8 protein-coding genes are annotated in these 12,682 nt (G+C 62.2%); 6 read left to right on the top strand and 2 right to left on the bottom strand.

Annotated elements, in window-relative coordinates; all coding sequences use genetic code 11:
- Window positions 1-41 precede the first annotated feature (41 nt).
- The 4 genes from rplL to AC3CCE_RS19745 all read left to right on the top strand — a co-directional run bounded on the left by rplL (window position 42) and on the right by AC3CCE_RS19745 (window position 9,893).
- Entirely contained in the window at window positions 42-419 is a 378-nt protein-coding gene (rplL, locus tag AC3CCE_RS19760; protein ID WP_023667436.1) for a 50S ribosomal protein L7/L12, read from the top strand.
- Window positions 420-667: 248 nt separating this feature from the next.
- Window positions 668-4,804, top strand: a complete 4,137-nt coding sequence (rpoB, locus tag AC3CCE_RS19755; RefSeq protein ID WP_488377184.1) for a DNA-directed RNA polymerase subunit beta — start codon at window positions 668-670, stop codon at window positions 4,802-4,804.
- A 147-nt stretch (window positions 4,805-4,951) separates the two neighbouring features.
- Entirely contained in the window at window positions 4,952-9,148 is a 4,197-nt protein-coding gene (gene rpoC / locus AC3CCE_RS19750; protein ID WP_023667434.1) for a DNA-directed RNA polymerase subunit beta', read from the top strand.
- Window positions 9,149-9,227: 79 nt separating this feature from the next.
- Entirely contained in the window at window positions 9,228-9,893 is a 666-nt protein-coding gene (locus AC3CCE_RS19745) for an O-methyltransferase (RefSeq protein ID WP_023702453.1), read from the top strand.
- A gap of 46 nt (window positions 9,894-9,939) precedes the next feature.
- Here the strand turns inward: AC3CCE_RS19745 and AC3CCE_RS19740 are convergent, their stop codons facing one another.
- Together AC3CCE_RS19740 and AC3CCE_RS19735 are read right to left on the bottom strand one after the other, a co-directional pair.
- Window positions 9,940-10,875: a Gfo/Idh/MocA family protein gene (locus tag AC3CCE_RS19740; RefSeq protein WP_023702452.1), complete on the bottom strand. Its 936-nt coding sequence runs from the start codon at window positions 10,873-10,875 to the stop codon at window positions 9,940-9,942.
- Between the two features lie 105 nt (window positions 10,876-10,980).
- Window positions 10,981-11,262, bottom strand: a complete 282-nt coding sequence (locus tag AC3CCE_RS19735) for a hypothetical protein (RefSeq protein ID WP_023694876.1) — start codon at window positions 11,260-11,262, stop codon at window positions 10,981-10,983.
- A gap of 495 nt (window positions 11,263-11,757) precedes the next feature.
- Between AC3CCE_RS19735 and rpsL the strand changes: the two genes are divergently transcribed.
- Both rpsL and rpsG read left to right on the top strand, forming a co-directional pair.
- Window positions 11,758-12,129: a 30S ribosomal protein S12 gene (rpsL, locus tag AC3CCE_RS19730; RefSeq protein WP_006333356.1), complete on the top strand. Its 372-nt coding sequence runs from the start codon at window positions 11,758-11,760 to the stop codon at window positions 12,127-12,129.
- Window positions 12,130-12,205: 76 nt separating this feature from the next.
- Window positions 12,206-12,676 carry a 30S ribosomal protein S7 gene (rpsG, locus tag AC3CCE_RS19725; RefSeq protein WP_008875664.1) on the top strand — a complete coding sequence of 157 codons (471 nt, stop codon included), beginning with the start codon at window positions 12,206-12,208 and terminating at the stop codon, window positions 12,674-12,676.
- The last annotated feature ends 6 nt before the right edge of the window (window positions 12,677-12,682 follow it).

Here is a 12,682-nt window from a genome sequence, read left to right as displayed (position 1 = left end):
TATCACAAACACACGTTCGAACCTGATGAAGGAATACAACAATGGCTGATCTGGCAAAGATCGTAGACGACCTTTCGAAGCTGACCGTCCTCGAGGCGGCCGAGTTGTCGAAGCTTCTGGAAGAAAAGTGGGGCGTTTCGGCTGCTGCTCCGGTGGCGGTTGCCGCTGCCGGCGGCGCTGCCGCTGCTGCTGCTCCGGCTGAGGAAAAGACGGAATTCGACGTCGTCCTCACCGAGGCAGGCGCTCAGAAGATCAACGTCATCAAGGAAGTCCGCGCCATCACCGGCCTGGGCCTCAAGGAAGCCAAGGATCTGGTCGAAGCAGCTCCGAAGCCGGTCAAGGAAGCCGTTTCCAAGGCTGACGCTGAGAAGTTCAAGGCCCAGCTGGAAGCAGCCGGCGCCAAGGTCGACCTGAAGTAAGCGTAAAAGCGGCGGGCGGCCTCGCGCCGTCCGCCACTCCCTTCATCAGAGGGGAGGATGCGTAGCGCGAGATGTACGAGAACCTCTTTCCTGAGGGCCGAAACCGGCCTTCAGGAAACGGGTTTTCTCCCGTTTTAGCCGTCGCCGCCAGGCGGCGGGAAACAGATCAGGGGCCGCCGCCGAGGTGGCCGCGCATGCAAGGTGAGCCGCGGCGAGGCTCGCCCCGAGTTTATAGCTAAGGAGCGACGATGGCCCAGACCCAGACTTTCAATGGCCGCAGACGCGTACGCAAGTTCTTCGGAAAGATTCCGGAAGTTGCGGAGATGCCGAACCTGATCGAGGTTCAAAAAGCATCCTATGACCAGTTCCTGATGGTGGCGGAGCCCAAGGGTGGGCGTCCGGACGAGGGACTGCAGGCCGTTTTCAAGTCGGTTTTCCCGATCTCCGATTTCTCCGGCTCCTCGATGCTGGAGTTCGTGAAGTACGAGTTCGAAGGACCGAAATTCGACGTTGACGAATGCCGTCAGCGCGACCTGACCTATGCCGCGCCACTCAAGGTGACGCTGCGCCTCATCGTGTTCGATATCGACGAGGATACCGGCGCAAAGTCGATCAAGGACATCAAGGAGCAGGACGTCTATATGGGCGACATGCCGCTCATGACGCTCAACGGCACCTTCATCGTCAATGGCACGGAGCGCGTCATCGTCTCGCAGATGCACCGTTCGCCGGGCGTCTTCTTCGACCATGACAAGGGCAAGTCGCACTCCTCGGGCAAGCTTTTGTTTGCGGCGCGCGTCATTCCCTATCGCGGTTCGTGGCTCGACATCGAGTTCGATTCCAAGGACGTCGTGCATGCCCGCATCGACCGCCGCCGCAAGATTCCGGTGACGTCGCTCTTGATGGCGCTCGGCATGGACGGCGAAGAGATCCTGTCGACCTTCTACAACAAGATCACCTACAAGCGCGCCGGTGACCACTGGCGCATCCCGTTCAACGTCGAGCGTTTCCGCGGCCTGAAGGCCGTTGGCGACCTCGTCGATGCCGATACCGGCGAAGTTGTCGTCGAGGCCGGCAAGAAGATCACCGCCCGCCAGGCAAGAGCGCTTGGCGAAAAGGGTCTGAAGGCGATCAAGGCGACCGACGAGGATCTGCTCGGCAATTACCTGGCCGAGGACATCGTCAACTACGGCACCGGAGAGATTTTCCTCGAAGCCGGCGACGAGATCGACGAAAAGACGCTGAAGGTGCTGCTCGGCACGGGCGAAAGCGAGATCAAGGTTCTCGACATCGACCACGTCAATGTCGGCGCCTACATCCGCAATACGCTCAACGTCGACAAGAACGAGAGCCGCCAGGACGCACTGTTCGACATCTACCGTGTCATGCGCCCGGGCGAGCCGCCGACGCTTGAAACCGCCGAAGCCATGTTCAACTCGCTGTTCTTCGACTCGGAGCGCTACGACCTGTCGGCCGTCGGCCGCGTCAAGATGAACATGCGCCTCGAGCTCAAGGCTGAGGACACCGTGCGCGTGCTGCGCAAGGACGACATCCTGGCGGTGGTCAAGACGCTGGTCGAACTGCGCGACGGCAAGGGCGAGATCGACGACATCGACAATCTCGGCAACCGCCGCGTGCGTTCCGTCGGCGAGCTGATGGAGAACCAATACCGCGTCGGCCTGCTGCGCATGGAGCGCGCGATCAAGGAACGTATGTCCTCGATCGAGATCGATACGGTGATGCCGCAGGACCTGATCAACGCCAAGCCGGCGGCTGCCGCCGTGCGCGAGTTCTTCGGTTCCTCGCAGCTGTCGCAGTTCATGGATCAGACCAACCCGCTGTCGGAGATCACCCACAAGCGCCGCCTGTCGGCACTTGGACCGGGCGGTCTGACCCGCGAGCGCGCCGGCTTCGAAGTGCGTGACGTGCACCCGACGCATTACGGCCGCATCTGCCCGATCGAGACGCCGGAAGGCCCGAACATCGGTCTGATCAACTCGCTGGCGACCTTCGCGCGCGTCAACAAGTACGGCTTCATCGAAAGCCCGTACCGCAAGATCGTCAATGGCAAGCTGACCAATGAGGTCGTCTATCTCTCCGCTATGGAAGAGTCTAAGCACCACGTTGCGCAGGCCAATGCCGAGCTCGACAAGAATGGTGGTTTCGTCGACGAATTCGTCATTTGCCGCAGCGCCGGCGAAGTGATGATGGCGCCGCGCGAAAACGTCGATCTGATGGACGTGTCGCCCAAGCAGATGGTGTCCGTGGCCGCGGCGCTGATCCCGTTCCTCGAGAACGACGACGCCAACCGCGCGCTGATGGGCTCCAACATGCAGCGTCAGGCCGTGCCGCTGGTGCGCGCCGAAGCGCCGTTCGTAGGCACCGGCATGGAGCCGATCGTTGCCCGTGACTTGGGCGCCGCCATCGGCGCCCGCCGCGGCGGCATCGTCGACCAGGTGGACGCGACGCGTATCGTCATCCGCGCCACGGAAGATCTCGATCCCGGCAAGTCGGGCGTCGACATCTACCGGCTGATGAAGTTCCAGCGTTCGAACCAGAACACCTGCATCAACCAGCGTCCGCTGGTGCGCATGGGCGACCGCGTCAACAAGGGCGACATCATCGCCGACGGTCCGTCGACCGAGCTCGGCGATCTGGCGCTCGGCCGCAACGTGCTGGTCGCGTTCATGCCGTGGAACGGCTACAACTACGAGGACTCGATCCTGCTCTCCGAGCGCATCGTGGCCGACGACGTCTTCACCTCGATCCACATCGAGGAATTCGAGGTCATGGCCCGCGACACCAAGCTTGGACCGGAGGAAATCACACGCGACATTCCGAACGTTTCGGAAGAAGCGCTGAAGAACCTCGACGAAGCCGGCATCGTCTATATCGGCGCGGAAGTGCAGCCGGGCGACATCCTGGTCGGCAAGATCACGCCGAAGGGCGAAAGCCCGATGACGCCGGAAGAAAAGCTCCTGCGCGCCATCTTCGGCGAAAAGGCGTCGGACGTTCGCGACACCTCGATGCGCATGCCTCCGGGCACCTTCGGCACCGTCGTCGAAGTGCGCGTGTTCAACCGCCACGGCGTCGAGAAGGACGAGCGCGCCATGGCGATCGAACGCGAGGAGATCGAACGCCTCGCCAAGGACCGCGACGACGAGCAGGCGATCCTCGACCGCAACGTCTATTCGCGCCTTTCCGACGTTCTCGTCGGCAAGGAAGCGATTGCCGGGCCGAAGGGCTTCAAGAAGGGCTCGAAGCTGTCGAAGGACACGCTTGACGAGTATCCACGTTCGCAGTGGTGGCAGTTTGCGGTGGAGAACGAAAAGCTCCAGAGCGAACTGGAAGCCCTGCGTGGCCAGTACGACGATTCCAAGAAGGCGCTCGAGCAGCGCTTCATGGACAAGGTCGAGAAGGTCCAGCGCGGCGACGAAATGCCTCCGGGCGTCATGAAGATGGTCAAGGTCTTCGTGGCCGTGAAGCGCAAGATGCAGCCGGGCGACAAGATGGCGGGACGTCACGGCAACAAGGGTGTCGTGTCGCGGATCGTTCCGGTCGAGGACATGCCTTTCCTCGAGGACGGCACGCATGCCGATATCGTGCTCAACCCGCTGGGTGTGCCGAGCCGCATGAATGTCGGCCAGATCCTGGAAACGCATCTGGGCTGGGCATGCGCGGGCATGGGCAAGAAGATCGGCGAGCTTATCGACGCGTACAAGACGGCTGGAGACATCAAGCCGTTGCGCAAGACGCTCGAGAGCTTCATCCCAGCCAACGACCGCAACGAGCCGGTCCGCGAATATGACGACGAGAGCATCGTTCGCCTGAGCGAGCAGATGCGCCGCGGCGTCTCCATCGCGACACCGGTGTTCGACGGCGCGCATGAAGTCGACATCAACATCATGCTGGAGCAGGCGGGCCTGCACACCAGCGGTCAGTCGCAGCTCTATGACGGACGCACAGGCGAGCCGTTCGATCGCAAGGTGACGATGGGCTATATCTATATGCTCAAGCTTCACCACCTGGTGGACGACAAGATCCACGCGCGTTCGATCGGTCCTTACTCGCTCGTTACCCAGCAGCCGCTGGGCGGCAAGGCGCAGTTCGGTGGCCAGCGCTTCGGCGAAATGGAGGTCTGGGCGCTGGAAGCCTATGGCGCCGCCTACACGCTGCAGGAAATGCTGACGGTGAAGTCGGACGATGTCGCCGGCCGCACCAAGGTCTACGAGGCGATCGTGCGCGGCGACGACACGTTCGAGGCCGGCATTCCCGAGAGCTTCAACGTGCTCGTCAAGGAAATGCGGTCTCTCGGCCTCAATGTCGAGCTGGAGAATACCAAGCTCGACGACAACCCTGTCCGGCTGCCAGATGCTGCCGAATAGGGGCGCGGCCGAGTAAGCAAGACATCCGGTCGCGGAACGCCGCGACCGGATGCGACAAATTCTACGGCCAGTGGGCCGACCACTCAGCGGGCATTTGGCCCGCGTTAGATGCAAGGGGTTTTCGAGGACCCCGAAAAGGAGAACGGCATGAACCAAGAGGTCATGAATCTCTTCAATCCGCAGGCGCCGGCGCAGGTGTTCGATTCCATCCGGATATCGCTCGCCAGCCCTGAGAAGATTCTGTCCTGGTCGTTCGGCGAGATCAAGAAGCCGGAGACCATCAACTACCGCACCTTCAAGCCGGAGCGTGACGGTCTGTTCTGCGCGCGCATTTTTGGCCCGATCAAGGACTATGAATGCCTGTGCGGCAAGTACAAGCGCATGAAGTACAAGGGCGTCATCTGCGAAAAGTGCGGCGTCGAAGTCACGCTGTCGCGCGTTCGCCGCGAGCGCATGGGCCACATCGAGCTGGCGGCACCTGTCGCTCACATCTGGTTCCTGAAGTCGCTGCCGTCGCGCATCGGCACGCTGCTCGACATGACCCTGAAGGACATCGAGCGCGTCCTCTACTTCGAGAACTACATCGTCACCGAGCCTGGCCTAACCGCGCTGAAGGAGCACCAGCTGCTCAGCGAGGAAGAGTACATGATCGCCGTCGACGAGTATGGCGAGGATTCGTTCACCGCCATGATCGGCGCCGAGGCCATTCATGACCTTCTGGCCGGCATGGACCTGGAGAAGATCGCCGGCGACCTGCGTTCGGAACTGGCTTCGACCACGTCCGAGCTGAAGCAGAAGAAGTATCTGAAGCGACTCAAGGTCGTCGAGAACTTCATGGAGTCCGGCAACCGTCCGGAATGGATGATCATGAAGGTGGTTCCGGTGATCCCGCCGGACCTGCGCCCGCTGGTTCCTCTGGATGGTGGACGTTTCGCGACGTCCGACCTGAACGATCTCTATCGCCGCGTCATCAACCGCAACAACCGTCTGAAGCGGCTGATCGAGCTGCGCGCCCCCGGCATCATCGTGCGCAATGAAAAGCGCATGCTGCAGGAAGCCGTCGATGCGCTGTTCGACAACGGCCGTCGCGGCCGCGTCATCACCGGCGCCAACAAGCGTCCGCTGAAGTCGCTGTCCGACATGTTGAAGGGCAAGCAGGGCCGGTTCCGCCAGAACCTGCTCGGCAAGCGCGTCGACTATTCGGGCCGTTCGGTCATCGTCACCGGTCCGGAGCTCAAGCTGCACCAATGCGGCCTGCCGAAGAAGATGGCGCTCGAACTGTTCAAGCCGTTCATCTACGCCCGCCTCGACGCCAAGGGGTTCTCCTCGACCGTCAAGCAGGCCAAGAAGCTGGTCGAGAAGGAGCGTCCGGAAGTCTGGGATATCCTCGACGAGGTCATCCGCGAGCATCCGGTGCTGTTGAACCGTGCACCGACGCTGCACCGCCTCGGCATCCAGGCGTTCGAGCCGATCCTGATCGAAGGCAAGGCGATCCAGCTGCATCCGCTGGTCTGCACGGCCTTCAACGCCGACTTCGACGGCGACCAGATGGCCGTTCACGTGCCGCTCTCGTTGGAAGCGCAGCTTGAAGCCCGCGTGCTGATGATGTCGACCAACAACATCCTGCACCCGGCTTCCGGCGCGCCGATCATCGTGCCTTCGCAGGACATGGTCCTGGGTCTCTACTATCTCTCGATCGTCAATCAGAACGAGCCGGGCGAAGGCATGGTGTTTGCCGACATGGGCGAACTCCAGCACGCGCTCGAGACCAAGGCGGTGACGCTGCACTCCAAGATCAAGGGTCGTTTCCGCACGGTCGACGCCGAAGGCAAGGTCGTGTCGAAAATCTACGACACCACGCCTGGCCGCATGATCATCGGCGAGCTGCTGCCGAAGAACGTCAATGTGCCTTACGAGACGGCCAACCAGGAGATGACCAAGAAGAACATCTCCAAGATGATCGACACCGTCTACCGCCACTGCGGTCAGAAGGAGACGGTCATTTTCTGCGACCGCATCATGGCCCTCGGCTTCAGCCACGCCTGCCGCGCCGGCATTTCGTTCGGCAAGGACGACATGCTGATCCCGGACGCCAAGATCAAGCTGGTTTCCGACACCGAGGCTTTGGCCAAGGAATACGAGCAGCAGTACAATGACGGCCTGATCACGCAGGGCGAGAAGTACAACAAGGTCGTCGACGCCTGGGCCAAGTGCTCGGAAAAGGTCGCCGACGAGATGATGGCCCGCATCAAGGCCGTCGAGTTCGAGGACAGTGGCCGTCAAAAGCCGATGAACTCGATCTACATGATGTCGCATTCGGGTGCGCGTGGTTCGCCCACCCAGATGCGTCAGCTCGCCGGCATGCGCGGCCTGATGGCAAAGCCCTCGGGTGAAATCATCGAGACGCCGATCATCTCGAACTTCAAGGAAGGCCTGACCGTGCTCGAGTACTTCAACTCGACCCACGGCGCCCGCAAGGGTCTGGCCGACACCGCCTTGAAGACGGCGAACTCGGGCTACCTCACCCGTCGTCTGGTCGACGTGGCGCAGGACTGCATCGTCAACTCCGTGGATTGCGGCACCGACAAGGGCCTCACCATGCAGCCGATCGTCGATGCCGGTCAGGTCGTCGCTTCGGTCGGCCAGCGCGTGCTGGGCCGCACCTCGCTCGACGACATCACGCATCCGGTTTCGGGTGAGGTTCTGGTCAAGGCCGGAACGCTGATGGACGAACGTGACGTGGAAAAGATCGAAAAGGCCGGCGTGCAGTCGGTCCGCATTCGCTCGGCACTGACCTGCGAGGTCAGGATCGGCGTCTGTGCGGTCTGCTACGGACGCGATCTTGCCCGCGGCACCCCGGTCAACCAGGGCGAAGCCGTCGGCGTTATCGCGGCGCAGTCGATCGGCGAGCCGGGGACCCAGCTCACCATGCGTACCTTCCACATGGGCGGTACGGCGCAGGTGGTGGACAGCTCGTTCCTTGAAGCCTCGTATGAGGGCAAGGTCGAGATCCGCAACCGCAACGTGGTGCGCAACTCGGACGGCCAGCAGATGGTCATGGGCCGCAACATGGCGGTGCTGATCCTCGACGAAGCCGGCAAGGAGCGTGCCTCGCATCGCCTTACCTATGGTTCGCGCATCTTCGTGGACGATGGCGACAAGGTGAAGCGCGGCCAGCGTATCGCCGAATGGGATCCCTATACCCGCCCCGTCCTCACCGAAATCGAGGGCAAGGTGTCGTACGAGGATCTGGTCGACGGCATTTCCGTTCAGGAAACGGCCGACGAATCGACCGGCATCACCAAGCGCGAGGTTATCGACTGGCGCTCGACGCCACGCGGCAACGACCTCAAGCCGGCGATCGCCATCCTTGACCCGAAGGGCAAGGTCGGCAAGCTGTCGAAGGGCGGCGACGCCCGCTTCCTGCTCTCGGTCGAGGCCATTCTTTCGGTCGAGCCGGGTTCGCAGGTTCGTCCCGGCGACGTTTTGGCGCGTATCCCGATGGAAAGCGCCAAGACCAAGGACATCACCGGCGGTCTGCCGCGTGTTGCCGAACTGTTCGAGGCACGTCGTCCGAAGGATCACGCCATCATCGCCGAGATCGATGGCACGATCCGCTTCGGCCGCGACTACAAGAACAAGCGCCGCATCATCATCGAGCCGCATGACTCGACGCTTGAGCCGGTCGAATACCTGATCCCGAAGGGCAAGCCGTTCCATCTCCAGGACGGCGACGTCATCGAGAAGGGCGACTACATCCTCGACGGCAATCCGGCGCCGCACGACATCCTGGCGATCAAGGGCGTGGAAGCACTTGCTTCCTACCTCGTGAACGAAATCCAGGAAGTCTACCGTCTGCAGGGCGTGTCGATCAATGACAAGCACATCGAGGTGATCGTTCGCCAGATGCTGCAGAAGGTCGAGATCACGGTGCAGGGCGACTCGACCTACATTCCGGGCGACCACGTCGACGTGATCGAACTGGAAGAGGTCAACGAGCGCCTGGTCGAGGACGGCAAGAAGCCGGCCGAAGGCCAGCCGGTGCTGCTGGGCATCACCAAGGCCTCGCTGCAGACGCCGTCCTTCATCTCGGCCGCCTCCTTCCAGGAGACGACCAGGGTGCTGACCGAAGCTGCGGTTGCCGGCAAGACCGACATGCTGCAGGGCCTGAAGGAAAACGTCATCGTCGGCCGGCTGATCCCGGCCGGTACCGGCGGCACGATGAGCCAGATCCGGCGCATCGCCACCTCGCGCGACGAACTGATCATCGACGAGCGCCGCAAGGCCTCCGGTGTCGAGGTCGCTGAGCCGATGCTGACCGACATGGTCAACGCCGCGCAGTAAGCGCGGTAGGACGAGAAGAAGGAAGGGGGCCCCAGTGGCCCCTTTTCGCGTTTTGACCCCCAATCGAATCGAGGAAAACATGAGCAAGAAGGTTTGGACTGACGTCGACGACTACATCGTTTCCTCTCTCTTCGAGGCAGATCCCATCCTCGAAGCGGTGCTTGCGGCCAACCGCGACCAGGGCCTGCCGGCCATCGACGTATCGCCGGCGCAGGGCAAGCTGCTGTCGCTGCTGGTCCGCATCAGCGGCGCCAGGAAGGTGCTGGAGATCGGCACGCTTGGCGGCTACTCGACCATCTGGATGGCAAGGGGATTGCCCGTCGGCGGCAAGATCGTGACGCTCGAACTCGAGCCGCATCATGCAAAAGTCGCGCACTCGAATCTCGAGCGGGCAGGGGTGTCGGACAAGGTCGAGCTCAGGATCGGCCCCGCGCTTCAGTCGCTTGAGACGCTGGTTGCCGAAAATGCCGCTCCGTTCGATCTGATCTTCATCGACGCCGACAAGCCGAACAATCCGAATTATCTGTCATGGGCCATGCGCCTGTCGCGGCCGGGGACGGTCATCATCTGCGACAACGTCATCCGCGACGGCACCGTGCTCAACGACGATGGCCGTGACGCGTATGTCGAAGGCGCACGCGGTGCGTTTTCCTTCATCGGCGGCGACAATGGCCTGGACGGCACCGCCATCCAGACCGTCGGCGCCAAAGGCTATGACGGGTTTGCGATTGCGATCGTCGAGTAAGGCTGCATGGTGAGTGTCCGGACTGCGGTCCGGCAGAACTCATCGCTCAATCGAAGAACGCTTCCACCACATTGCGCTTGCCGAGCATGAACGCGTCGGCGACGTGCTGCAGGGGTGCCAAATCGACATCGGAGACGCCGTCGCGTACGACTTCGGCGAAGCGCCGGTAAAGCTGGGGGTATTCGGCCTCCGGCTCGTCGTGAACCAACTTGCCGTCGATGGCAAGCTTGGTGCCGCCGCCGGACAGCACCATCTTGCCCTTGTCGGTGTCCGCCCGGATGTCCCAGCTCTGTGGTCCCGTCTGCAGCCAGTCGAGCTCCATGGTCACCGGCAACCCATCCGAGGTGCGGAAGGTCACGTGGGCCGCCACAGGCGAGGCGCGGTTTTCCGGGAAGTCGAGGACGGCCGAGGTGATGAACATCGCCGGCAGGATGTGGGTTGCGATCGACAGTGCGTTTATGCCGGGATCGAAGACGCCGAAACCGCCCGGCGCCCAGATCCAATCCTGGTTCGGATGCCAGCGGCGGACATCTTCCTTCCAGACGATGGCGGCCGAGTTGACCTTGGCCGACGCCAGGAAGGCACGCGCGGCTTCCACCGCCGGCGCGTAGCGCGAATGCCAGCTGGCGAACAGTGAGACGCCACTGGCTGCCGCCAGCCGCTTCAGGTCCTCGACCTCGCTGACGGTGGCGCCCGGCGGCTTCTCCAGGAAAACATGCTTCTTCGCCATCAGCGCGGTGCGTGCCGCGTCGTAGCGGAACTGCGGCGGCATGCACAGCGAGACGGCCTCGAGGTCGGGCACCGCGTCGAGCATCGCCTCAATGGTCGGAAAATTCGGGATGCCGTCCACCTTGCCGTGCCGGCTGGCAGCGGCGATGAGGCGGTAGTCCGCATCCTTGGCCACTGCCGGCAGATGCTGGTCGCGCACGATCTTGCCGACGCCGACGATGCCGAGCTTGATGGGACCATTGTTCGAGGGCATGGGGACTCCGCGGATTCGAATTTGGCTTGTTAAGTCGCTTGGTTCTTAGCAGAGAACCGGTGCCGGGCAAGCCGGCGCGGTACAGGCGCAAGCAGCCTGTGACGCTCAGAGCGGCACGTCAAACGTGACGATCGACACCTCACCTTCGAGGGCACCCTGAAAGGCTGACAGATGCGGCTCCTCGTCGGGTTCGCCGTCCATATCGCCGATCTGGTCGAGCTCGACTTCGGCATAGCCTTCGGCCGCAAGCGATTCGAGCACCCGGCGCACGGCCGAATCGTCGTCGGGCGCAACCAGCATCACATGGACGCCTTCCGGCTTGCCGCCCTTCTTTTTCCAGACCCGGCCGGTGACGATGGTGACCGGGCGTTCCTCATTGTCGTTCACGGGCTGATTCCTCTTGAGGCGGGGGCGGGCGAGGGGTTTTGGGCTGTCCATGGCGCCTTTTGCCATGAAGAACCCGCGCATGACAGCCAAAAGCCGGTCACTTTCTTGTCTGCCCCGGTCACTTTCTTCCTCTGCCTTGCAAAACGAAGAAAGAAAATTACATGCGTTTTTCGCATGGCTGCCAAGCCGTCGTCAGCGCGCAATATTTGGCGTGCCGGGGTTGACGGTTCACGGTCTTGCGAGTAGAAGCCGCCCAGTCAGAACCGATGTGAGGCTCTCCCTTCCGAAGCGACACGCTTTGGAGTTTGCCTCAAACAGGGTTCGTTTTACGAGCGAAAAGACATTTCCGGCGCGCATGAAGCGGTTCCCGCTTCCTCTGCATTTTGTTCGGGCAGGACCGCGAGGCGCGGTTTATGGCCCGAATTTGCGTATGGAATTGGCGCTTTGAGCGGCCCTGACCGGGCGAGACACGGAATTGAGAGACAAGAGGGTTTAATGCCTACCGTCAACCAGCTGATCCGCAAGCCGCGCATTGCGCCGGTGAAGCGCAACAAGGTCCCGGCCATGCAGCAGAACCCGCAGAAGCGGGGCGTCTGCACGCGCGTCTATACAACGACGCCGAAGAAGCCGAACTCGGCACTGCGCAAGGTGGCCAAGATCCGCCTGACCAACGGCTTTGAAGTGATCGGCTACATCCCCGGCGAAGGCCACAACCTTCAGGAACACTCCGTGGTCATGATCCGCGGCGGCCGCGTCAAGGATCTTCCGGGCGTGCGCTACCACATCATCCGCGGCGTGCTCGACACGCAGGGCGTGAAGAACCGCAAGCAGCGCCGTTCGAAGTACGGCGCCAAGCGTCCGAAGTAAGGGGCGTCCGAAGTAAGATTTTCCGGCCCTGGCGCTGCTTGAATGCGTCGGGCTACGAGATTGAGAGACAAAAGCCATGTCGCGTCGTCACAGTGCAGAAAAGCGTGAGATCAATCCGGACCCGAAGTTCGGCGATCTGATCGTTACCAAGTTCATGAACGCCGTTATGTATGACGGCAAGAAGTCGGTTGCCGAGACCATCGTCTACGGTGCGCTCGACCAGGTTCAGTCGAAGACCAAGCAGGAGCCGGTCACCGTCTTCCATCAGGCGCTCGACAATGTCGCGCCGCATGTGGAAGTCCGGTCGCGCCGCGTCGGCGGCGCTACCTACCAGGTTCCGGTCGATGTGCGCCCCGAGCGCCGTCAGGCCCTGGCGATCCGCTGGCTGATCGCCGCGGCCCGCAACCGCAACGAGACCACCATGGTCGACCGCCTCTCCGGCGAGCTGATGGACGCGGCCAATAACCGCGGCACCGCCGTGAAGAAGCGTGAAGACACCCACAAGATGGCAGAAGCCAACCGCGCTTTCGCACACTACCGCTGGTAAAGCGCG

This window comes from Mesorhizobium sp. P160187, from assembly GCF_057766425.1.
The sequence above is the reverse complement of the archived record's forward strand: the minus strand, read 5'-3'. Positions and strand labels throughout refer to the sequence as shown.